Origin of the sequence: Azospirillum sp. SYSU D00513, assembly GCF_017356015.1 — a bacterium.
In the GTDB taxonomy this organism is placed as follows: domain Bacteria; phylum Pseudomonadota; class Alphaproteobacteria; order Azospirillales; family Azospirillaceae; genus Azospirillum.
Genome location: NZ_JAFIQV010000021.1, coordinates 38,692 through 61,050 on the forward strand (window position 1 = coordinate 38,692; position 22,359 = coordinate 61,050).

The following is a 22,359-nucleotide window of genomic DNA, read 5'->3' on the forward strand; positions in this document are numbered from 1 at the left end:
TGCGTCGCGGGGGTCGGGTCAGCCGGCACGGGGACCCTCCCGGCCGAGCAGCCAGATCAGATAGGGACCGGCCAGCAGCGACGCGAACAGCCCCAGCGGCAGTTGATACGGAAAGGCGGCGGTCCGGGCAAGCCAGTCCGACAGCACCATCAGGGCAGCACCGATCAGCATGGCGCCCGCCGCCTGCGCCCGCGCGCGGCCGAGCCCGAGCAGCCGGGCCAGATGCGGCGCGATCAGCCCGATGAAGCTCAGCGGCCCGACGAAGAGTGCCGCCACGGCGGTGAGCAGCCCGGCGAGCAGGACCAGCAGGCCCCGGCAGCGCCGCGCCGGCAGCCCGACCGAACGCGCCGTGGCGTCGCCCAGCGGCAGGATGTCCAGCCAGCGCCCCGCGAAGGGCAGGGGGGCGAGCAGCAGCAGGGCCGCGACCGCGCAGCCCCAGGCGTCGGCGGGCGTCGCCTCGTTGGTGGAGCCGCTGAGCCAGCGCAGCAGGGCGAAGGCCTGGGGCGTGCCGGTGGCGATGACGGCGGTCAGCACCGCGCTGCACAGGGCGCTCATGGCGATGCCCGCCAGCAGCAGCCGTTCCGGCCCGAAGCCGGCGCGCAAGGACAGCGCCAGCATGCAGGCCAGCACCGTCACGGCGCCGATGGCCGAGGCGGCGGCCTGGACGCCGATGCCGGGCGACGCGAACAGGAACAGCGCGGCGGTCAGCCCCACGCCCGCCCCGGTGCCGACGCCGAGAATCTCCGGCCCGGCGAGCGGGTTCGCGGTGACCCGCTGAAGCACCATTCCCGCCGCCGCCAGCATGGCCCCGGACGCGGCGGCGACGGCCACGCGCGGCGCCCGCCAGGCCATCAGGTCGCCAAGCAGGCCGCCGGTGGAGACGGTCCAGCCCTCCGGCCCGTAGCCGACGGTCAGCGCGAGCCCGGCGGAGACCGCGCCGAGCAGGGCGAGCAGCGCCAGCAGGAGTCCGGGGCGGGCGCTGCGGCGCGACGCCGCTCGGCGGGCCTCCAGCGAGGGCCATTCGAACATGCGCAGCCGGGGCAGCAGCCACAGCAGCAGCGGCCCGCCGAGCAGCGCCGTGGCGGCGCCGGTCGGCACGCGTTCGCCGCCGCCCCCGGCCAGAAGCTGGACCAGCCCGTCGGTGAGCCAGAGCAGCAGCGCGCCGATCAGGGGGGCGGCGACCAGCCTCTGCCTTTGCGTCCGCGCGCCGCTGAGCTGCGCCAGCGCCGGGGCGGCCAGCCCGACGAAGCCGATCACCCCGACCTCCGCCGTCACCCCGGCGGCGAGCCACACGGCGATGCCGATGACGCCGAAGCGCGTCAGGTCCAGCGCGACGCCGAGGCTGCGGGCGCTGCCGTCGTCCAGCCCGAGGATGGCGAGCGGGCGCGACAGCAGGACCGCCGCCACGGCGCCGGCCGCCAGCCGCCAGGATATGTCGAGCGTCGGCCCCCAGCCCTGCTGGGACAGCGACCCGCCGCCCCACAGGAAGATCGAGAAAAGATATTCGCCGTTGGCGAGGATGACGGCCGCACTCGCCATGGTCGCTGTCAGGGCGACCATCATGCCGGCCAGCACCACCGCCACCGGCTCCAGCCCGCGCCGCCAGGTCATGGCCATGATCAGCCCGACGGCGGCCAGACCGCCGCCGAGCGCCACCCCCTCGCGCGCGCCCTCCATCAGCGCCGGGGCGTAGACCGCCGCCAGCGTCATGGCGAGCTGCGCACCGGCCGACACGCCGAGGGTGGAAGGCTCCGCCAGCGGGTTGCGCAGGACGCGCTGGAGCAGCAGGCCGGACAGGCCCAGCGTGGCCCCCGCGATGAGCGCCACGGCCATGCGCGGCAGCACGCTGTACTGGAGGATCACCGCGTCGAGTTCGGGCACGGACGTGTCGGCACCCGCGCCGAAGCCGGCCGGCCCGGCGATCCGCAGCGCGGACAGGAAGGCCGCGGCAAGGGCGAGGCCGCCCCACAGCAGCAGCCGGCTCATGGGCCGCCCCGGACGCATCGCGCGCTCAGCCATGGCGGCCGCCCTCCCGGCCGAGCAGTGCGGCGGCCAGCAGGCGGGCGAAGCGCAGGGCGGCGGGCAGCCCGCCGAAATGGTTCACCGGCTCGATGGTCGCCACGCGGTCCTCCCGCACCATGGGCAGGGCCTGCCACAGCGCGCTTTCGGCGAGGCCCCGGCGCGCCTCGGCCGGCACCGGCGGCACGACGATGACGGACACGTCCGGCAGGCGGGCCAGCGCCTCGATGCCGAGCGGGGCCGCGGCGCTGTAGCTGGAACCGGCGGCCCAGCCATTCTCCAGCCCGAGCCGCCCGATCACGTCGCCGAACATGCTGTCGGTGCCGAAGGCCCGGAAATGGCGCGCGTCGCCGAGGTTGATCGGCAGGACGCGCCGCCGCGCCACGGCTTGCAGGGCCTCGCGCAGGCGGGCGATCTCCGCGCGCGCGCGGGCGACGACGGCGCGGGCCTCCGCCTCGCGGCCGATGTTGGCGCCGATGGTGAAGGCGGCCTCCTCGGCGCGCGCGTAGGGCGGCACGCCCGGCTCGTAGACGGTCACGGACAGGACAGGGGCGACGCGCTCCAGGCTGCCGCGCTGGCGCTCGTAATAGTTGGAGCTGAGGATCAGGTCGGGTGCGGCCAGCCGCAACGCCTCGTAGTTCGGCGTGCCGCGCAGCCCCAGGTCCATCACGGAGGCCGGGATCTCCGGCTCCACCGCGACCTTGCGGAACTGGATCAGCTCGGTCGCGGCCACCGGGACGGCGCCCAGCGCCAGCACGGTCTCCAGCGCCGCCCAGTCGATGGCGGCGACGCGCTGGGCCTGCGCGCGGGCCGTGGCGGGCAGAAAGAGAGGAAACAGGGCCGGGCCGGCCGCGAGGCCGAGCGCCCGGCGGCGCGTGATGGGGGACGCCATGCGCATGTTCAGGGGACGCAGGCTCACTGGACGTACCCGATCGGGTCGCCGGTGACCGGGTGGGGCAGGATGCCCATGGCGAGGTGGTAAATGCCGGCGAGGGTCTCGGCCGTCATCACCTCCCTGGGCGTGCCGCGCGCGACCAGCGCGCCGTCGCGCATCGCCAGGATCTCGTCGCACAGCCGTGCCGCCATGTTGATGTCGTGCAGAACGATGACGGCGCCGATGCCGCGCGCGCGGCTCAGCCGCCGCACCAGCCCCAGCATCTCGACCTGGCTCGCGATGTCCAGCGCGGAGGTCGGCTCGTCCAGCAGCAGGCAGCGCGTGTCCTGGGCCATCATCATGGCGAGCCAGGCGCGCTGCCGCTCGCCCCCCGACAGGCTGTCCACCAGCCGCCCGGCGAAGGGCTGGAGCCCGGTCTCGGCCAGCGCCTCCTCCACCTTGGCGGCGTCCTCGGCGCCGAAGCGGCCGAGCGCGCCGTGCCAGGGGAAACGCCCCAGCGCCACCAGCTCGCGCACCGTCATGCCCTCGGCGGGCGGGGTGAACTGCGGCATGTAGGCGACCGAGCGCGCGAAGTCGCGCTCGCCCATGCCGCCGATGTCGCCGCCCATGAAGCGGATGCGCCCGGCCTGGGGGGCGCGCTGGCGGGCGAGCAGCCGGATCAGCGTGCTCTTGCCCGAGCCGTTCGGGCCGACCAGCCCATAGATGCGCGCGGGCTCCAGCCGCAGCGACAGGCCGGACAGGATCGCCCGCCCACCCACGGAGAAGCCGACGGAGTCCAGGTCGTACAGGGCCGGGGTTCGTTCAGCGCCGCTCATGGATGGTCCCGATCGTGAGAACAGAAAGAATCGTGAGAACAGAAAAGCAGGCCTGAAAAAACGGATCGGCCGGGACCGTCCGCGAGCCCCCGCGGACGGTCCCGGCCGGCGGAAGGCCGGATCACCAGCTCATGTTGACCTTGAGCAGGGCGGTCCGCCCCTCCGCATAGCCGCAGGAGAACTGAGTCTGGCAGCTCGCCACGTACTTCTTGTCGAAGAGGTTCGTGACCGAAAGGTTGACGCCCCAATTGTCCTGTTCGTAGCCGACCCGCGCGTCGAAGACCGTCGCGTCGGGCACCTTCAGCGTGTTCTCGTTGTCGGCCCAGGAGGAGCCGATGTAGCGCACGCCGCCGCCCACCCCCACGCCGTCGAGCGGCCCGCCGTCGCGGAAGCTGTAGTCGAGGAACAGCGACGCCTGGGTCTGCGGCACGATGTAGGGCGTGTTGCCGATCAGCGACGCGTCGGCGTCCTCGGTGATCTCCAGGTCGAAGGCGGTGAAGGCGGCGGTGGCCTTCAGGCTCTCGGTCAGGTTGGCCTTCGCCTCGAACTCGAAGCCCTGCGAGTTGACCTCGCCGATCTGCGTCTCGGCGTTGAAGGGGCCGGTGACGACGTTGGTGCGCGTCAGGTCGAACAGGGCCGCGGTGAAGAGCGCGTCCGCCCAGGCCGGGCGGTACTTCACGCCGACCTCGTACTGGCGGCCGGTCTCCGGCTTGAAGACGCCGGCGGCCGGGGAGGAGCCGAGCACCGGGTTGAAGAAGGTGGAGGCGCTGGCGTAGGGCGTCAGGCCGTTGGCGAACTCGTAGGCGAGGCCGGCGCGGCCGCTGAACTCCACGTCCTTGCCCTGGTAGGCGGGCGTGCCGTCGGCGTCGGTGGAGACATGGTCGTAGCGGCCGTTCAGCGTCACGATCCAGCCCTGGCCGAAGCGCATCTGGTCCTGAAGATAGACGCCGATCTGGTGCATCTTCAGCACCTGGTCGATGTAGGCGGAGCGCGTGCCCTGCGGCGCGCCGTAGACCGGGTTGGTGGCGCTGATCGGGGTGGCCGAGCCGGAGAGCTGGACTTGGTCCATGTCGAAGAGGCGGTAATCGACGCCGAACAGGGCGGTGTGCTCGATCGGGCCGGTCCGCAGCTTGGCCTGGACCTGGTTGTCGATCAGGAAGCTGTTGACCTCCGTCTGGTGCTCGAAGTTGATCCGCGACAGGAGGTTGTCCGGATCGGCGGGCGCCGCCGCGAAGCCGCCATAGCCGAAGGGATAGAGCGAGACCTCGTGGATGTCGCTGTAGCCGTAGCGGACGTTCTGGCGCAGCGTCAGGCTGTCGTTGACCTGGTGTTCCAGCTCGTAGCCGACCTGGAGCTGGCGGCGCTCGTAATCGTCGAGGTCCGGTTCGGTGAAGTTGGCGTCGCGCTCGATGCGGCCGAAGGGAGCGTCCACCACCGTGCCGACATAGGGCAGGAAGGCGCCGCCGTTGTGCCGCTCGTCGATGTGCGTGTAGTTCGCCAGCACGGTCAGGCTGGTCCGGTCGTTCGGCGTCCAGCGGAAGCTGGGCGAGATCGTGCCGCGGAAGCCGTCCTCGAAGTCGGTGGCGCCGTCGCCGCCCTCGATCCGGCCGGTCAGCCGGTAGCTCAGCGTCCCGTTGAGCTGGTCGCCGAAGTCGAAGCCGAGATGCGCGCGGCCGCTGTCGGTGATGCCGGTTTCGACCGAGCGCAGACGCTCCCCGTCGGGGCGCTTGCTGACGAGGTTCACGAGGCCGCCCGGATTGCTGCCGCCATAGAGGACGGAGGCGGCGCCGCGCAGAACCTCGACCCGCTCCAGCGTGTAGCTGTCGGTGAAGGTGCCGCCGAACCCGAAGCCGTAGAGCTGGAGCCCGTCCTGGTAGACGCCGGTCTGGGTGGCCTGGAAGCCACGGATGTAGATCCAGTTGGTGTCCTTGTCCGAGCCGAAGGGCTGGGCGAAGACGCCCGCCGTGTAGCGCAGCGCCTCGTCCACCTTCTGGGCGCCGCGGTCGTCCATCTCGTCCCGGCCGATGACGGAGACCGACTGCGGGATCTCGTCGATCGGGGTGTCGGTCTTGGAGCCGGTCGCGGTGGAGCGGACGACGTAGCCCTGGACCGGGCTGGTCGGGGTGTCGGCCGGACGCGTTCCCTCGACCGTGACCGGGTCGAGGACGACCGGTGCGGTGGGGGCGGTGCCTTGCGCGTGGGCGAGCGCCGGCATCAGCAGGGCGGCCGCCGCCGTGCCGTTCAACAGGGCCTGGGTCAGCCAGTGCTTCGGACTATGGACCATCACATTCGTTCCCGGACAATGGCGCGCCACGTTGAAAGCCATCGTTCGGGCCGGGATCCCTGTGGGGCAGGGTTTCCGGCGGATCGGGCGTTCGTCCGTGCGTCGTTGTTGCGAATGATTAGCAAAAGCATCCCTGCCGGGATTGAACCGTCTTACGGCCGCTTGGACGATCTTCGGACAATGTTCGGCCTTTCCGGTCAGGCCGCGCGGTCGCGTTGCCAGGCGGCGGGGGTGGTGCCGACGATCTGCCGGAACACACGGGTGAGGTGCGCCTGGTCGGAGAAGCCGGCGGCGTCCGCCACGGCGGCCGGCGTCATGTCCGGTGCCGACAGCAGCGCCTTGGCCCGGTCGACCCTGGCCCGCATCTGCCACTTGTGCGGCGGCATGCCGGTGGAGGCCTTGAAGGCCGAGCAGAAATAGGTGGGCGACAGGCCCGCGAGGTCGGCCAGTTCCTGGAGCCGGATGGTGCGGCTGCAATGCTCCTCGATGTAGTCGATCACCCGCCGCAGCTGGCGCGGCGGCAGCTGCGCCCGCCGCCGGCCCGGCTTCGGCCCGATGCGCAGCAGCGCCACGAAAAGGGCGGAGGCGAGGCTGTCGCCGTACAGGTCGTGGAAGGCGCTCGGCTCGGTGCATTCCGCCGCGATCAGGCGGGCCAGCGCCAGCAGCCGCTCGTCGGAGAATTTCAGCCGGGGCGTCTCGACCGCGTGGCGGTCGATCTCGTCCATGAAGCGCGCGCCCAGCACCTCCATGTCGAAATGCAGGTCCAGATGCGTCAGGCGGCGGATGTTCTCCACCCGCGACCGGACCCGCAGGCCCGCCGGCACGTAGCTCATCGGCTCGCGGGGGTCGATCCGGTGGCCGGTCCCGCGCGCGGGCGATTCCGTGACGTGCAGCCCGCCGTCCCCGTCCGGCCCGTCCCATTGCTGGTCCAGCACCACGACCAGCCGGGGCGCCTGCGAGACGTACTCGCCGCCGGCCCCGCGCGCGCATTCCACGTTCCAGACATCCGCGATCACGCCGTTCCAGGCGCGCCATCGCAGGTCGCCCAGGATGGTGATGCCTTCCGTGCTGCTCTGCATGCGGGGATGGAACGTCATCGGTCGGGCTTCCCGGTCACGGCGGGTGTGTCTTTCGGCTGTGTTCGGCGCACCCCTTTCCCTATAGACCGAAGCAGGATTGCGAACAAGTCGCATTATCAGATACAAGGGTGACCGGCCGGGCCGTTCCGGCGAACGGAGGAGGGCAGCGAGGGTGGCAAGCAGTTCCGTGTGCGACGTCCGCTGGGTGGAAGTGGCGGCGGTGTCCAGCCCGACGCCGCGCATGCGCTCCATCGTCCTCACCGGCCCGGCGCTGGAAGGCTTCGCGCTCCAGCCCGGCGTCATCGCCCCGCACGTCGCGGTGACCATCCCCTCGGACGATGCTTGCGCGCGGCAGAGCCGCATCTATTCGGTGCGGCGCTTCGATCCGGTGGCGCTGACGATGGAGATCAACTTCGTCCTGCACGGCGGCGGGCTCGCCTCCGGCTGGGCGGAACGGGCACGGCCGGGGGACCGGGCGGGCATCGCCGGGCCGGGTGGCCTCGCCCTGGAAACGGTGGACCGCTACGTCATCGCCGGCGATCACACGGCACTGCCCGCCATTGGGCGCCTTCTCGACGTGCTGCCCGCCGGGGCCGGGGCCGACGTCTTCGTCGAGGTGCCGGACGAGGCGGAACGGCAGGAGCTGCCGTCCCGCGCGGGCCTCTCGGTCACTTGGCTCCACCGCGAACGCGGCGCCCCGCCCGTCGCCTCGCGCCTGCCCGACGCGGTGATGGAGGCGACGCCCGCCGGCGGGAGCGGCACCGTCGCGGTCTGGACCGGCGCCGAACAGACCGTCGCCCGCCGCATCCGCTCCCACGCCCGCCAGACCCTGAAGCTGCCCTCCGGCCGCCATTCCGTCGTCGCCTACTGGAAGGCGGGCGTCACCCAGGGCGGCTTCCAGTGCTACGACTGAGCATGGCGCGCGGGTGATCCATTCAGGCCCGTGCGCGCCGGTTGACACCCGGCTCTCCGGGGTGCTGTGATTCCGGGACCGTTTCCATGCTCAGTGGGACGGGCCGTATCGGATTCGCGGGCACCGGGGAGCCAAGCCATGAAGAGCCGACCTTGAAGGCTGCCGTGACATCGCGACGGCCGTTCCTTCTGCTTGCCGCCGGTCTTCTCGCCACCAGCCTCGCCGCCCCCGCGCTCGCTGGCCAGACGCATGTCGCGGTCGCGGCGAACTTCACCGAGGCGGCGAAGGAGATCGCCGACGCTTTCCAGCGGAAGACCGGGCACCGGGCGGTGCTGAGCTTCGGGTCGTCGGGGCAGCTCTACGCGCAGATCACGCGCGCCGCCCCCTTCCAGATCCTGCTCTCCGCCGACACGGAGCGGCCGCGGATGGCGGTGGAGGAGGGGTTCGCGGTGGCGGAGAGCCGCTTCACCTACGCCATCGGGCGGCTCGTGCTGTGGAGCCGGGACGCGGACCTGGTGAAGGGGGAGGAGACGCTGCGGGCCGGCTCCTTCGCGAAGCTCGCCATCGCCAATCCGGCAGCGGCCCCCTATGGCGGCGCGGCGCTGGAGACGCTGACGGCGCTGGGGCTCGGCGACGCGCTCCGGCCGAGGATCGTGCAGGGCAACAGCATCGCCCAGGCCTTCCAGTTCATCGACACGGGCAACGCCGAACTCGGCTTCATCGCGCTTTCGCAGCTCGCCGGGAAGGAGGGCGGGTCGCGCTGGCTGGTGCCGCAGACGCTGCACGCTCCGATCCGCCAGGACGCCGTGCTGCTGAAGACCGGCGCCTCGAACGAGGCGGCCACGGCCTTCATGGCCTTCCTGCGCGGCGGCGAGGCCCGCGCCATCATCGAGCGCTACGGCTACGCCGTGGACATGGGATCCTGACGGCGCCATGCAGGGCTTGCCCGCGGAGGTCTGGACCGCCGTCCGTCTGACGGTGGAGCTGGCGGCGATCACCACCGTGATCCTGCTGCTGCTCGGCACGCCGCTGGCCTGGTGGCTGGCGCGGTCGCGCGCCCGCTGGAAGGAGGCTGTCGGGGCGGTGGTGGCGCTGCCGCTCGTGCTGCCGCCGACGGTGCTGGGCTTCTACCTGCTGGTGGCGCTCGGCCCCGGCGGGCCGGGCGGGCTGCTGGCCGGGCTGTGGGGCGCGCGCACGCTGGCCTTCAGCTTCGAAGGGCTGGTGATCGGGTCGGTGGTCTATTCGATGCCCTTCGTCGTGCAGCCGATCCGCAACGCCTTCGAGGCGATGGGCGACCGTCCGCTGGAGGTCGCGGCGACGCTCCGCGCCTCGCCCGCGCGGGCCTTCTGGACCGTCGCGGTGCCCCTGGCCCGGCCGGGTTTCCTGACGGGCGCCGTGCTGGGATTCGCCCACACCATCGGGGAGTTCGGCGTCGTGCTGATGATCGGCGGCAACATCCCCGGCGAGACGAAGGTCCTGTCGGTCGCGATCTACGACTATGTCGAGACGATGCAGTGGCGGGAGGCCAACATCCTGGCCGCCGGCATGGTGGCCTTCGCCTTCGCCGTCATCCTCGCCATGACGCTGATCGGCCGACGCGCCGCGCGGGTGGATGAATGAGCGGCGGAGGAACCATTCGCGCCGCCTTCCGCGGCCGTCTCGGACGGTTCGAACTGGACGCCGCCTTCACGGTGCCGGCCACCGGCGTCACCGCCCTGTTCGGCCCGTCGGGCTGCGGCAAGACGACGGTGCTGCGCTGCATGGCGGGGCTCCAGCGCCTGCCCGGCGGCGTCTGCACGGTGGACGGCGACCCCTGGCAGGAGGGGGACCGCTTCCGCCCGGCCCACGAACGGCCGGTCGGCTACGTCTTCCAGGAGCCGAGCCTCTTCCCGCACCTGTCGGTCCGGGGAAACCTGCTCTTCGGGGCGCGGAGCCGCCCGCCGGCGGCGGGGCCGGGGCGCATCGGCTTCGCGGAGGTGGTGGAACTGCTCGGCCTCGCGGGGCTGCTCGACCGCGCGCCGGGCCGGCTGTCCGGCGGCGAGCGGCAGCGCGTCGCCATCGGCCGCGCCCTGCTGTCCCAGCCGAAGCTGCTGCTGATGGACGAGCCGCTGTCAGCGCTCGACCGCGCGACGAAGGACGAGATCCTGCCCTTTCTGGAAAGGCTGCACGCGGGCCTGTCCCTGCCGGTCCTCTATGTCAGCCACGACATGGCGGAGGTGGAACGGCTGGCCGACCATCTGGTGCTGATGGAGGAGGGCCGCGTCCGCGCGGCGGGTCCTTTGGCCAGGCTCCAGACCGATCCGTCCCTGCCGCTGCTCGCAGCAGCGAACGCGGCGGTCAGCCTCGACGCCGTGGTGGAGGGCCATGACGCGGCCTACGGCCTCGCGCGACTGCGGGTGGAGGGCGCGGTGCTCGCCCTGCCGGCGCGCCCCGGGGTGCCGGGCGAGCGTCGGCGGCTGAGCGTTGCCGCCGGTGCGGTCGGCCTCGCCCTGGCGCCGCCGGAGGGTGACACGGCCCTGAACGTGCTGCCGGCCCGCATCCTGTCGGCGGTGCCGGTCACGGAGCAGGAGGTCGTCGCCGTCCTCGGGCTGGGGCCGGACGGTGCCGGGGCGCGCCTGCTGGCGCGGGTGACCCGGCTGTCCTGGGAGCGGCTCGGCCTTGCCGAGGGGATGGCCCTTTACGCCCGCATCGGCGGCGTTTCCTGAACGAGCGCCTCGCCGGGACCGAAGAACTCGTAAAAGACGCGGTCCTGCGGAACGCCCAGCTCCTTCAGCGCGCCCAGCACGCAGGCCATGAAAGGCTTCGGCCCCACCACATAGGCGTCCGTCCTGCGGCCCGGCTCCAGCAGCCCGGCCAGCAGGGCCGGCGTGACGAAGCCGGTGGCGTCGGGCCGGTCGCCCGGCTGCGGCTCGCTGTAGCAAATGACCTGCCGGAAGTCGCCGGCCTGGGCCAGCCCTTCCACGCTGCCGCGGAAGGCGTGCACCGTGCCGTTGAGTGCTGCGTGCAGGTAGCGCACGCGCCGCCCGTCGGCCAGCGCCTGGCGGGCCAGCGGCAGGGCGGGCGTCTGGCCGACGCCGGCCGTGACCAGCAGCACGTCGGCCTCGCCCGGCTGGAGCACGAACTCGCCGGCCGGCGGGTAGACGTCGATCTCCCCGCCGACGGCGAGACGGTTATGCAGGAAGTTCGAGGCCACGCCGCCCGGCTCCCGCTTCACGGAGATGCGGTAGGTGCGGCCGTCCGGCGAGTCCGACAGGCTGTAGTTCCGGTGGACCGTCTCCCCGTCGATGCTCAGCCGGACGCCGAGATATTGGCCGGGCAGGAAGTCCATCACCGGCCCGCCGTCGGCGGGCGCGAAGCGGAAGGAGGTGATGACGGCGCTCTCCGGGGTCTTCTCGACCAGCCGCATCCGCCGCGCGCCGCGCCAGCCGCCGGGCAGGGCGGCCTTGCGGCTGTATTCGGAATCCTCCGCCGCGATCAGGATGTCGGCGAGCTGCCAGTAGGCGGCACCCCAGGCGTCGGCCACGTCCGGCGTCACCGCGTCGCCCAGCACCCGGCCGATGGCCTCCATCAGGCTGGACCCGACGGCCTTGTACTGGTCCGGTGTTATGTTCAGCGAGACGTGCTTCTCGACGATGCAGCGCAGGGCGGGCTTCAGCGCGTCGAGCCGGTCGATGTTCGAAGCGTAGGCGATGATCGCGTTCGCGAGCGCCTGCGGCTGGGTGCCGCCGCGCTGATGGCTCTGGTTGAAGACGGCGCGGACCTCGGGGAATTTTTCGAACAGGATCGGGTAGAAGGTCGAGGTGATCTCGACGGCATGCTCCGCCACCACGGGGGCGGTCGCCTTGATGATGTCGGTCTGGGCTTGCGTCAGCACGGCTGCGTTTCCTGGCTCTGCGATAGGGTTGCCGCTGGAAAAGCAAGCACCGTGCCAGCTGCGGGGAGCGCGGAACGCCGCGCCCGAGGCGCTAGCCTGTGTCAGATAGACAGCGGGCAGGGAGTGTCAAATCGACTGAGGCGCTGTCGAAATGACACCACCCCAATATGGAAAGGGCGGGCTTTCGGCCCGCCCTCCGTGGGATTATTGGGTGCCCGATCCCGAACCGGAGGTGGAGCCGGCCGGCGCGGTGGGGGTGGTGCCCAGCGATGCGGGGGGATTCTGGGGCGCCGTGTTGCCCGACGGCATCGTGGCGGGCTGTTCGGCAACGGACGGGCTGGTGGATTGCTGATTGTTTTCAGCGGTTTGCTCATCACAGGCCGCGAGACCGAACATCAATGCGGGAATGGCGGCGAGCCATAGCTGACGTCGCATTCTTCCTCTCCTTGTCGTTGCCCTTCCAGGCTTTCCCACAGGGGGATCAGGCTGGGCCGATCGGCTCGGCACTCTCACCAACGGCGGGCGGACATGATTTATTCCCAAAACAATCCACTTTTTGATTGTCGGCGGGCCGACGCGCCGTGGTCGGCCGGCTGCACGGAATCCAAAAGAGTTGGATTCTGTAACACAGCAGATCTGAAGTACCAGGCCGCGTCTTGGCGGTGAGCGTAAGAATTCCTTTCCATTCCAGGAATTCAGTGCCCTTGCCCTGCTGAAAAGGGCGCTTTTGGCGGTGAGAATATCGCTTCTACGCAGACCCTATTTGGTGGAGCTTCCTTGATCAGAGCCAGCCGGAATTTTTCGTACCCTCAGCCAGAGTGGTCGGTGGAACATCTCCATGTTTGACGCATTATTTCCAACCGGTTGCAGAAATTTGTACCTCTTATGAAAGGCCTGGGCAGGCAATGCTTATGAGGACGCCAGATTCGGACAGCAGGCCTATACAGATCGATGCGCGCCGTCTTGTAATGTGTTTGCTTCTGGTTTTTTCATTTTTCGTAGCAGTCAGCCTCGCTCAGAACATCGTTGCTCACGCCACGGGCTATCTGGATCCGGCAAAGAAGATTTGGCTGCTTGAGGTCGATGAGGAGAGAAGCCTTTATACTTGGTTATCCTCCACCTTGATGGCCTTCATCGCCGCCCTGAACCTTATCGTGGCTCTGGAAAGAAGGCGGGACGGACGGCTCCCGTTCCTGCAATGGTTTTCCCTGTCCGTCATCTTCCTCGTTTTTTCCGTGGATGAAGCTCTCTCATTCCACGAAAAAATGGGAAATCTTCTTCCCGAAGGCATGAAGACGGGATTTACCTATTTCCGGTGGGTGATTCCCGCCGGTATCGCCTGCCTGATCGGGCTTGTTTTCTACATCCCCTTCATCCTTGGATTTCCGGGAAAGGCCAGGATGCTGCTGATCGCGTCGGCGGGCGTGTTCCTGTCCGGCGCGATCGGCATGGAAATGCTGGGCGGAGCGATCGTCGAGGGCACGGATGGGGTTCCGACACTGACCTACCGGTTGGTGTCCAGCCTTGAGGAGGCCATGGAGGGCTACGGCCTCATCCTCTTCCTGCACGCGGTCCTGCTGTACAGGCACCAGTACGGCAGGACGATGTCGATACAGGTCTGATCGGCGCCGCTGCCGGCCTCAGGGCGCCGGGTGGCTTCCCTGGTGCCGGAGCAGGATGTGTTCGGCGATGGCGAGGCTGAGCTCGCTCGTCCGGTAGGGTTTGTACAGGAACGGGCTGCCACGGTGCGCCGGCGGCACGTTGTCGATGCCGAGCCCCGAGGAGAAGATGAAGGGAACCCCCTTGCGGCTCAGCGCGTCGGCGACCGCATCGACGCGCTCGCCGCACAGGTTGATGTCCAGCAGCGCGCCCACGAATCCCCCTTCCCGGATCCGCTCCATGGCTTCGGCAACGGTCGCCACCGGTCCGATGACACCGATGCCCAGCTCCGACAGGGCATCCTCCATGCTCAGGGCGACGAGATGATCGTCCTCGACCACGAGCAGCGACGCGGGCTCGGTCATGCCCCTGCCTTTCAACATTTTTTCCGATCCCGAGATTGGCGAGATTCCCACTCCGCTTGAAATAACCTGTTCAAAGCAGCACGGACACCGAAGTGGCCGCTTCATTCCCTCCAGTATATGATGACGCCCCGTCGATGATGCGCCCTTATGGCTGTGACATTCATGCGACCGATGGCGCCGGGCGGCCCGGACGACTTGGCGTTGAACAGGACCGCAGGGCGCTTCACGCGCACGCCATTTGCCCTTCCTGTTCCGGGGCCGCATTCATCACGGGCGCTCCGCCACGTTACATTGTCTTCACGCGGATCCGGCGGTACAGCAGGGAAGGGCTCCGTTCGCGCCGTATGGCCAGCAGGGCGCGCTCGTAGGCGGCGACCGCGCGGCCGGTTTCGTAAGCGGCGGCGGCCTCGCGCAGCGCGCTGCGCTCAGGCGGTTGCCGCAGGACCGCCTCCATCGCGCCGGCGAGCGCCTGGACGTCATCCACGGGCACCAGCGGGCCGAGCGCCCCCTGTTTCAGCAACTCCCGCGAGCCGCCGGGGCAGTCGGTGCTGACCACAGGGCAGCCGCAGGCCAGCGCCTCCACCAGCACCCCCGGCATCCCTTCCCAGCGCGAGGACAGGACGAACAGGTCTGCTTCCGCCAGGAGCGGGAAAGGATTGTCCAACAGGCCGGGCCAGGCCACCGCATCGGCGATGCCCAGCCGGTCCGCCAGGTTTCTCAAGGCATCCCGGTCGGGTCCATCGCCCACCAGCGCCAGGCGGACCGGCAGGCGTTCTCTCAGCATCGCGAAGCCGCGCAGCAGGCTATCGAAGCCCTTCTGCCGGACGAAGCGGCCCATCGCGACGAGGAGGGGAACGTCGGACGTGGCCGGAAACGGCAGGTCGGGGACGGGGCCTCGGAGCAGCGCGGGAAACCCCTCCGGCAGGATCGGGCTCGGGACCGGATGGACGCGGTCCGCCGGCAGCCCGGTCAGGGCGCGCACGCTCTCGCCGACATCCTCCGACACCGCCAGGATCCCATCCGCCTGCCGCCAGAACCAGCGTTCGGGCAAGCGCTTCATCGACCCGGCTTGGCCGCCCCGGCGTCGGGACAGGTGGTTGCTGGCGCGAAGGACCAGGGACCTTCCGTCACCCCGCCCGGCCAGCCGGTGGGCCAGCACCGCCGGCAAGGTCGAGTGGTTGGCCATGCTGACCAGCATGTCCGGCTGTTCGGCGCGCAGATGACGGACCAGCCCGGCGACGGACGCCGCCATCTCCCCCGTCCGCCGGAACCCGACGGCGACCTCCTGCCCCGATCCCCGGGACAGGGCAACAAGCCGGACGGCCGGATCGACCAGCGTCTCCAGCGGCGCTCCGGGCAGCACCGTGATCAGGTCGATCCGGTGCCCCAGCCGGGCCAGCCCGTTCGCCAGCATCACGGACCGGCGCTGCGCGCCGCCCACGCTCAAGGAATGAAGAAAGAGCCCCACATGCATGCGATCACCTGGCCCCGGATGAATCGAAATCCAGCAGCATGGGAACAGCCGTGGGACCGGAGTGATGCAGGGCTTCGCCATCCGCGCCGGCGGATGCGCCCAATTGCCAGGAAGGTCATGCTAACGGCCGGCCAGCGCCTCCGCGAGCAGCGCTTCCAGCTCTGCGGGATCGATCGGCTTGTGCAGCATGATGCTGCTGCTGTTCCGGGCTTCCGCCAGCCTCTCGGCCGAGGTGTCGCCGGTGACCAGCACCGTGACCGGCGTGCCGCGCCGCCTCACCTCCGCGATGGCCTCGGCGCCCGTTTCCCCGCCCCCAAGGGAATAGTCCGCGATCAGGATGTCCGGTGGCCGGTCCAGCCCGTCCAGGATGGTTCTGGCCTGCGTCAGGGTGCGCGCGGCATGCACCCGCACGCCCCAGCTCCGCAAGGTGACCTCCAGCGCCTTCAGCACCATCGGCTCGTCATCCACCACCAGGGCCGTCCGCCCCGTCAGCGCCGCGCCGGGCGCCGGGACGCCGGGTTCCCGCTCCCGCTCCGGCCCGGCGGCCAGCGGCAGCGTCAGGCTGAAGGCCGATCCCTGTCCCGGCGTGGAGCGGACCGCCACGCTGGTCCCGAGCATCTCCGCGACTCGCCGCACAGTGGCGAGCCCGATCCCGAAGCCGCGCGAATGGTCCCGGGCGGTGTTGCCGATCTGGTAATAGTCATCGAAGATGCGTCCCAGATCCTCCGGCGGGATGCCCCGGCCGCTGTCGGTCACCTCGATCGTCAGCATGTTCCCTTCGGCCCGCGTTTCCACGCTGACGCCGCCATGTTCCGTGTATTTGATCGCGTTGGAGATCAGATTGCGCAGCACCAGCTCCACCAGGAGCGGATCGGACTGGACGGTGTGGGAGGCGGGCGGGATGTGCAGGCGCAGCTTCGCCTCGCGCGCCAGCCCCTGGAACTCGCCGTAGAGGCGCCGCAGCAGGCCGTCGAGATCGAAGGCCCGCGTCTGCGCCGTGAGAAGCCCGGCGTCGAGCCGCGCCACTTCCAGCAGGCCGTTCAGCATGCCCGTCAGGCTGGTCATGCTGTCCGACAGGGGCCGCAGCAATTCGCGCTCCGTCGGGCCGAGGGGCTGCTGCTTCAGCAACTCCAGGAACAGGCCCGCGGCCTGCACCGGCTGGCGCAGGTCATGGCTGACCGAGGCGAGGAAGCGCGACTTCTGCCGGCTCGCCTCCTCGGCGGCGTCGCGGGAGCTCTGCAGCAGGGCCTCGGCCTGCTTGCGGTCCTGGATGTCGGTCGAGGTGCCGAACCAGCGGGTGACCCCGCCGCTGCCGGGATCGCGATAGGGCACGCCGCGGACCAGGAACCAGCGGTACTCGCCGTCCTTCGAGCGGAGGCGGTGTTCGACGAGGAAGGTGCCGCTCGTCCGCTGGGCCTCCACGAAGCGCTCGGCCGTCAGCGCCGCGTCGTCGGGATGAATGACGTTGGCGAGGACCTCCGTCACCGTCGCGGACCCCGGCCGCCGGTCCCCGCCATCGCCGGTGTAGTCCGTCCACTGCCGGTTCAGGAACTCCACCACGCCCTGGGCGTCCGTGATCCAGACGATCTGCGGGACGGCGTCGGCCATCAGCCGGAAGCGGGCCTCGCTCTCGCGCAGGGCGGCCTCGGCCCTGCGCCGGTCGGTAAGGTCGACGGTGACCACGAGGAAGCGGCTTTCCCTGCCGGCCCGCAGCAGCGTGACGCTGCTGTGTCCCCAGACCAGGCTTCCGTCCGGCCGGATGTAGCGCTTCTCCAGCCCCGCCGTTCCCCCCGTGCGAAGCGTGTCGGCGATGGCGAGCACGCTCGCTGCTATGTCCTCGGGGTGGGTCACGTCCGCGACCGAAAGGCGCAGCACCTCCTCGCGCGGCCGTCCCAGGATTCGGCAGAGTTCGTCGTTGGCCGCGAGGAAGCGCCCGTCGGCGTCGATTTCCGACAGGCCGGCCGCCGCGCGGGAAAAGATGGCGGCGAGCCGCTGCTCGCTCAGGCGCAGGGCCGCTTCGGACCGCTTGCGCTCCGTGACCTCGATCACGGTCAGCAGCACCCCGGCGATCCGGCCGGCGTCGCGGACGGGGCTGTAGGTCAGGTCGAACCAGGCCTCCTCCGGAACGCCGTTGCGCTCGAGGATCAGTCTCTCCTCCGCGAAGATGCGGGTTTCACCGCGCAGCACGGCTTCGTAGATCGGCCTGTGGAAGTCCCGTGTCTCCGGCCAGCAGTCGTGCGTCGGCTGGCCGAGCGCACGCGGATGCTTGGCGGCGGCGATGATGGCGTAGCAGTCATTGTAGATCTGGACGAGGTCGGGACCCCAAAGAACGATCATGCCCAGCGGCGCATCCAGGATCAGGTCCACGACGGTGCACAGCGACGCCGACCAGCCCTCCTTGGGGCCGAGCGGGGTGGCTGCCCAGTCATGCGCGCGTATGAGGGCGCCCATGGTCCCGCCGTCGAACGGCCAGCCGCGTGCCGGAGGGAGCGCGCCAGTCTTCATGGCCGGTGTCCTGGCCGGACCGGGCATGACCTCCCGTAGGCCGCTGCGTGGACGGCCTGGCGGCGAGGGGAGACGCTCCGGCTGGTGCGCCTGGACATGCGCCTGAACATGGACCACCACGGTAATGGGTGAATGAGTAGTCACAGCCTATGCCAACATGGCGTAGAACCGCGACCTATCCGAACGGCCGATAGCGCCATGAGATGCTTTCGTTTCGTGGCCGGAGCCGTCCTTCGGGCGTCCCGGTTGCCGCGATTTCTTCGGTTCGGTCAGGAATCCGCCCGCCGGGATGAGCGTGCTTTTTCCGGCCGGGCGGATAAACTTGGGCATGCGGGCGGGGAGTTCAGCCTCCGCCGGCGCAGGATTCAGGACGGCGGAAGGCGATGTTCACCCTCAAGGGAAAAGCCCGGTTCGAGCAGGAGGTCAAGAAGAGCCGCTTCCTGGCATGGGCGGGACCGGTCGGCAGCGAGGAGGAGGCGCGCGGCTTCATCGCGGGCTGCGCTAGCCAGGATGCCGGCCACAATTGCTGGGCCTTCCGGATCGGCGGCGTCTACCGGTTCAGCGACGACGGCGAACCCGGCGGGACGGCCGGGCGGCCGATCCTCCAGGCCATCGAAGGGCAGGAGCTGGACGGGGTGGCGGTGGTGGTCAGCCGCTGGTTCGGTGGCGTCCTTCTGGGGACGGGCGGGCTGATGCGCGCCTATGGCGGCACGGCGGCGTCCTGCCTGCGCGCCGCGGAGCGGGAGCCGGTCGTCCGTTTCGCGGGCCTGTCGGTCACCTGCGCCTTCGCCGAGGAAGCGCGGATCCGATCGGGCCTCGGCCCCTTTGCCGCTCTCGTCGAGACCACGGGCTTCACGCCCGACGGGGTGCGGCTCGACATCCGGCTGCCAAGCGCGCGGCTGGAGGAGGCCGTCCGGCTGATCACCGACATTTCCCGCGGCCAGGCGGAGATCGAACGCGGTGAGGTCTGACGAAGCCAAACCGTCCGCCGGGCCGGGCATGACCGCCCCCGCCGACACGGGCCTGCGCGAGGTCGCCGGCCTGCTGGGCGCGCTGGAACGGGGCGGTCCGGACGCCCTCTGGCCGGAGGCCCTCGCCTTCGTCCGGTCGCGCGTTCCCTGCGACGCCTGCGCGCTGCTGCGCCGGGACGGCGAGGTGCTGGTGCCGCTGGCGATCCACGGCCTCAGCCCCGACGTGATGGGCCGCCGTTTCCGGCTGGGCGACCACCCGCGGCTTGAAGCGATCATGAAGGGCGGGGAGGGCCGCGGACCGGTGCTGCGCTTCGCCGCCGACTGCGGGCTGCCGGACCCCTATGACGGGCTGATCCCCGACCATGAGGACCGGCTGCACATCCATGACTGCGTCGGCGCGCGGCTGGGGGAGGGCTGGGGCGCCCTGACCTTCGACGCGCTCGACCCGAACGCGCTGGCCGGCGCGCTCGACGGGATCGCGGAGGTGGCGGCCGTCCTGGCGCCGCTGATCGCGCTCGCCGAACGGCAGGCCGCGTTGACGGAGCGGCTCAGCCGGGCGGGGGAACTGCACCGGGTGCTGGCGGAGGTGCCCGCCTCGGGAGGCGAGATCGTCGGGCGCAGCCCCGCCGTCACGGCGATGCTGCGGGAGATCGACGCGGTGGCCGACAGCGACCTCGCCGTGCTGCTGACCGGCGAGACCGGCACCGGCAAGGAGCTGGCGGCGCTGCGCCTGCACCGCCGCTCGGCCCGCGCGGGTGCAGCGCTCATCCAGGTCAACTGCGCGGCCCTGCCGGAAACCCTGATCGAAAGCGAGCTGTTCGGCCATGTGCGCGGCGCCTTCACCGGCGCCACCGCCGAGCGGAGCGGTCGCTTCGAGCTGGCCGACGGCGGCACCCTGTTGCTTGACGAGGTGGGGGAGCTTCCGCTCTCCGCCCAGTCGAAGCTGCTGCGCACGCTCCAGAACGGCGAGATCCAGCGCGTCGGCTCCGACCGCCACATCAAGGTGGACGTGCGCCTCATCGCCGCGACCAACCGCGACCTTGCCGAGGAGGTCCGGGCCGGACGCTTCCGCGCCGACCTCTATCACCGGCTCAGCGTCTATCCCCTGCGCGTGCCGCCCTTGCGCGACCGGGGCCGCGACGTGCTTCTGCTGGCCGGCCATTTCCTGGAGCGGGAACGCGCCCGGCTGCGGCTGCGCAACGTCCGCCTCTCCCCGGAGGCGCAGCGTCGCCTGCTCGCCTACGGCTGGCCGGGCAACGTGCGCGAGCTGGAGCACGTCATCAGCCGCGCCGCGGTGCGCGCCATGGCGCAGGGGGCCGCCCACCAGGGCGTGCTGACGCTTGGGCCGGAGGCGGTCGGGCTCGGCGAGACGCCGCCCGGCATGGCCCCGCCGGCCGAAGCCTGTTCCGCCGGGCCGGAGGAGGGCGGAGCGCCGCCTCAGGAAGGGGCGACGATGCGGGACGCCGTGGACATCCTGCAGCGCCGCCTGATCATCGAGCGGCTGCGGGAAAACGGCGGCAACTGGTCCGCCGCCGCCCGCTCCCTCGGCCTCGACCGCAGCAACCTGCTGCGGCTTGCCCGGCGGCTGTCGATCCGGGACGATGAAGGGTAGCGGGCGCCGCTTGTGTTCCGGATGCAACAGATGTGGTTCAACCGTCACCGGAGTGGCGGGCGGGCTGTCATGTCACAGCACCGGCGCGACGCCTGCGCTAACCTCCGAGTCGGCTTTGGTTGAAAGCTGTTTTTCGATTTCGCAAACCTTCAGACCGCTCCAGCCGATGCTGGAGCGGTTTTTTTCGTCCTCGGCCCGCCGGGGCCTGCGTGGCGAGGTGCGGTGCAACGGCCGGGGCGTTCCGCCGGTTGGCAGCGTCAGGACTGACGACAGGAACTGGCGCAACATGACCACCTCATCATCCAGGGTCGCTCTGGTCGCGGGGGCCGGCGGCATCATCGGCCATGCGGTCTGCCACGAGCTGAAGGCGCAGGGCTGGCGGGTGCGGGCGCTGGCGCGCCGCGCGCTTGCGGGCTTCGAGTCCGTGACGGCGGACCTCACCGACGCCGAGGCCACGGCGCGGGCTCTGGCCACCGCGCGGGATACCACCCACGTCTTCTACGCGGCGCTGAGCCCCGACCCGGACCTCGCCACCGAGGCCGAGCGCAACGGGCGGATGCTTGGCAACCTGCTGGATGGGCTGGAGTCGAACGGCGCGCCTCTGCGGCGGGTCGTGATCTACCAGGGCTTCAAGATCTACGGCATCCATCTCGGCGCCAAGGTGCCGACGCCTGCCCGCGAAAGCGACCCGCCGCACATGCCGCCGAACCTCTATCTGGCGCAGGAGGCGCAGCTCCGGCTGCGGGCGGAGCGCAGCCCCTGGGATTACGTGGCCCTGCGGCCGGACGTGGTGGTCGGGGACGTGCACGGCAACCCGATGAACATCGCGCTGGTCGTCGGCGTCTTTGCCGAAATCTCACGCGCGCTCGGCATCCCGATGCGCTTTCCCGGCACCGACCGCGCCTACGCCCAGCTCGTGCAGTTCACCGACTCCGGCCTGCTGGCGCGGGCGAGCGCCTGGGCGGCGGAGAGCGGACGGGCGGGTGGCGAGGCCTTCAACGTCACCAACGGCGACGTCTTCCGCTGGGAGCGGATGTGGGCCGACGCGGCCGCCCACCTGGATTTACGGACGGCCTCGCCGGTGCCGCTGACGCTGGCCCGCCACATGGCCGACAAGGGACCGTTATGGCGCGGCCTCGCCGAGGCGAAGGGGCTGGTGCAGCCCGACCTCTCGGCGCTCGTCGGCTGGGGTTTCGGCGACTTCATCTTCCACACGGAGACCGACGTGATCTCCGACGTGAACAAGATCAACCGCTTCGGGTTCACGGAACGGCTGGATTCGACCCAGTCACTCCTCACGGCCCTCGACAGCCTCAAGCGGCAGGATATCCTTCCCTGATGCCGACTGACGCTCGGACGGGCCGGTCCGCCGGCCGGTCTGTCATGCGCCTGGGGGCAGAGCCGCCATGGTCCCGGCATTCGTGTTTCAGAGCCGGATCTTACGGATCAGGGAAATCAGGGCCGGGAGGGGCATCGGGCGTAATCACCCGCCCGCCGCTTGGAAAAGCCTGTGCAAGCATGCATCTGAAGTGCGGTCTGCATGATTTTGCCGGGAGAGCGCCGTGGTGAGGAAATTTGGTTTCGTCTTTTATACGGGTGTCCTCCTTCTGGCGGTTTATCTGTTCATCGCCGGCAATATTCTCATGATCGGGGGACGGTCGGAGGAATGGGTGGTCCATGCCGTCGGCTTCCTGGTCGCGGCGCTTCTCGCCTACGCGATCCGGCCCCGCTCCTGACCCGCCGCCGGCCCGGCCGTAAGCCGCCAAGGGGTGGCTGAGCGAGTTTCCGCTTGTGCGGCGCGGGCGGCATCCCCACTTAAGACTGGTCGAGGTTGCTCTGGGCTACGCTACTCCGGTCTCCGCAAGGGGGTCGGGTCTCTTCCCGAAGTGAGTTT

The 22,359-nt window shown here is 70.5% G+C and carries 20 protein-coding genes; 9 read left to right on the forward strand and 11 right to left on the reverse strand.

Features of this window, described 5'->3' with window-relative positions:
* Window positions 1-18: 18 nt before the first annotated feature.
* From fhuB to JUB11_RS16595, 5 genes are all read right to left on the reverse strand, one after another.
* Window positions 19-2,019, reverse strand: coding sequence for a Fe(3+)-hydroxamate ABC transporter permease FhuB (fhuB, locus tag JUB11_RS16575; RefSeq protein WP_247887110.1), 2,001 nt, complete (start codon window positions 2,017-2,019; stop codon window positions 19-21).
* Window positions 2,012-2,911 carry an ABC transporter substrate-binding protein gene (locus tag JUB11_RS16580; protein WP_247887111.1) on the reverse strand — a complete coding sequence of 300 codons (900 nt, stop codon included), beginning with the start codon at window positions 2,909-2,911 and terminating at the stop codon, window positions 2,012-2,014. The genes fhuB and JUB11_RS16580 overlap by 8 nt, the downstream gene beginning before the upstream one ends.
* 23 nt (window positions 2,912-2,934) lie before the next feature.
* Entirely contained in the window at window positions 2,935-3,729 is a 795-nt protein-coding gene (locus JUB11_RS16585; RefSeq protein ID WP_207459681.1) for an ATP-binding cassette domain-containing protein, read from the reverse strand.
* Window positions 3,730-3,850: 121 nt separating this feature from the next.
* The gene (locus JUB11_RS16590; RefSeq protein WP_207459682.1) at window positions 3,851-6,013 is read right to left on the reverse strand and encodes a TonB-dependent siderophore receptor; all 2,163 of its coding nucleotides are present in this window, start codon (window positions 6,011-6,013) and stop codon (window positions 3,851-3,853) included.
* A 197-nt stretch (window positions 6,014-6,210) separates the two neighbouring features.
* Window positions 6,211-7,110 (reverse strand): AraC family transcriptional regulator, encoded by a 900-nt coding sequence (locus tag JUB11_RS16595; RefSeq protein WP_207459683.1) that lies wholly within the window; start codon window positions 7,108-7,110, stop codon window positions 6,211-6,213.
* 154 nt (window positions 7,111-7,264) lie between these two features.
* Here JUB11_RS16595 and JUB11_RS16600 point away from each other — a divergent pair, with 154 nt between their 5' ends.
* The 4 genes from JUB11_RS16600 (at window position 7,265) to modC (ending at window position 10,710) form a co-directional block, all read left to right on the forward strand.
* Entirely contained in the window at window positions 7,265-8,005 is a 741-nt protein-coding gene (locus tag JUB11_RS16600; protein ID WP_348771452.1) for a siderophore-interacting protein, read from the forward strand.
* Between the two features lie 164 nt (window positions 8,006-8,169).
* Entirely contained in the window at window positions 8,170-8,931 is a 762-nt protein-coding gene (gene modA, locus JUB11_RS16605) for a molybdate ABC transporter substrate-binding protein (protein WP_348771453.1), read from the forward strand.
* A gap of 7 nt (window positions 8,932-8,938) precedes the next feature.
* The gene (modB, locus tag JUB11_RS16610; protein WP_207459685.1) at window positions 8,939-9,625 is read left to right on the forward strand and encodes a molybdate ABC transporter permease subunit; all 687 of its coding nucleotides are present in this window, start codon (window positions 8,939-8,941) and stop codon (window positions 9,623-9,625) included.
* On the forward strand, window positions 9,622-10,710 hold the full coding sequence (gene modC, locus JUB11_RS16615; protein WP_207459686.1) for a molybdenum ABC transporter ATP-binding protein: 1,089 nt from the start codon (window positions 9,622-9,624) through the stop codon (window positions 10,708-10,710). Before modB ends, modC begins: the two co-directional genes overlap by 4 nt.
* On the opposite strand, the gene hmpA is transcribed toward modC, so the two are convergent.
* Both hmpA and JUB11_RS16625 read right to left on the reverse strand, forming a co-directional pair.
* Window positions 10,683-11,879, reverse strand: a complete 1,197-nt coding sequence (gene hmpA / locus JUB11_RS16620; RefSeq protein ID WP_207459687.1) for an NO-inducible flavohemoprotein — start codon at window positions 11,877-11,879, stop codon at window positions 10,683-10,685. The genes modC and hmpA overlap by 28 nt on opposite strands.
* A 204-nt stretch (window positions 11,880-12,083) precedes the next feature.
* Window positions 12,084-12,314, reverse strand: a complete 231-nt coding sequence (locus tag JUB11_RS16625; RefSeq protein ID WP_207459688.1) for a hypothetical protein — start codon at window positions 12,312-12,314, stop codon at window positions 12,084-12,086.
* A gap of 476 nt (window positions 12,315-12,790) precedes the next feature.
* Between JUB11_RS16625 and JUB11_RS16630 the strand changes: the two genes are divergently transcribed.
* Window positions 12,791-13,501, forward strand: coding sequence for a hypothetical protein (locus JUB11_RS16630; protein WP_207459689.1), 711 nt, complete (start codon window positions 12,791-12,793; stop codon window positions 13,499-13,501).
* Between the two features lie 18 nt (window positions 13,502-13,519).
* On the opposite strand, the gene JUB11_RS16635 is transcribed toward JUB11_RS16630, so the two are convergent.
* The 3 genes from JUB11_RS16635 to JUB11_RS16645 form a co-directional block, all read right to left on the reverse strand.
* Window positions 13,520-13,903: a response regulator gene (locus JUB11_RS16635; RefSeq protein WP_207459690.1), complete on the reverse strand. Its 384-nt coding sequence runs from the start codon at window positions 13,901-13,903 to the stop codon at window positions 13,520-13,522.
* A gap of 286 nt (window positions 13,904-14,189) precedes the next feature.
* The gene (locus tag JUB11_RS16640) at window positions 14,190-15,371 is read right to left on the reverse strand and encodes a glycosyltransferase (RefSeq protein WP_207459691.1); all 1,182 of its coding nucleotides are present in this window, start codon (window positions 15,369-15,371) and stop codon (window positions 14,190-14,192) included.
* Window positions 15,372-15,497: 126 nt separating this feature from the next.
* Complete coding sequence (locus JUB11_RS16645) at window positions 15,498-17,882, reverse strand: PAS domain S-box protein (protein WP_247887112.1); 2,385 nt, start codon at window positions 17,880-17,882, stop codon at window positions 15,498-15,500.
* 383 nt (window positions 17,883-18,265) lie between these two features.
* Between JUB11_RS16645 and JUB11_RS16650 the strand changes: the two genes are divergently transcribed.
* Window positions 18,266-18,853, forward strand: coding sequence for a YigZ family protein (locus JUB11_RS16650; RefSeq protein WP_207459692.1), 588 nt, complete (start codon window positions 18,266-18,268; stop codon window positions 18,851-18,853).
* A complete protein-coding gene (gene norR, locus JUB11_RS16655) occupies window positions 18,843-20,465 on the forward strand; it encodes a nitric oxide reductase transcriptional regulator NorR (RefSeq protein ID WP_348771454.1) in 1,623 nt (540 codons plus the stop codon). Before JUB11_RS16650 ends, norR begins: the two co-directional genes overlap by 11 nt.
* Before the next feature lie 72 nt (window positions 20,466-20,537).
* On the opposite strand, the gene JUB11_RS16660 is transcribed toward norR, so the two are convergent.
* Window positions 20,538-20,753 carry a hypothetical protein gene (locus tag JUB11_RS16660; protein WP_207459693.1) on the reverse strand — a complete coding sequence of 72 codons (216 nt, stop codon included), beginning with the start codon at window positions 20,751-20,753 and terminating at the stop codon, window positions 20,538-20,540.
* Between JUB11_RS16660 and JUB11_RS16665 the strand changes: the two genes are divergently transcribed.
* Both JUB11_RS16665 and JUB11_RS16670 read left to right on the forward strand, forming a co-directional pair.
* A complete protein-coding gene (locus tag JUB11_RS16665; protein ID WP_207459694.1) occupies window positions 20,752-21,804 on the forward strand; it encodes an SDR family oxidoreductase in 1,053 nt (350 codons plus the stop codon). The two genes, JUB11_RS16660 and JUB11_RS16665, sit on opposite strands and share 2 nt — an antisense overlap.
* A 226-nt stretch (window positions 21,805-22,030) precedes the next feature.
* Window positions 22,031-22,201, forward strand: coding sequence for a hypothetical protein (locus JUB11_RS16670; protein WP_207459695.1), 171 nt, complete (start codon window positions 22,031-22,033; stop codon window positions 22,199-22,201).
* Window positions 22,202-22,359 lie beyond the last annotated feature (158 nt).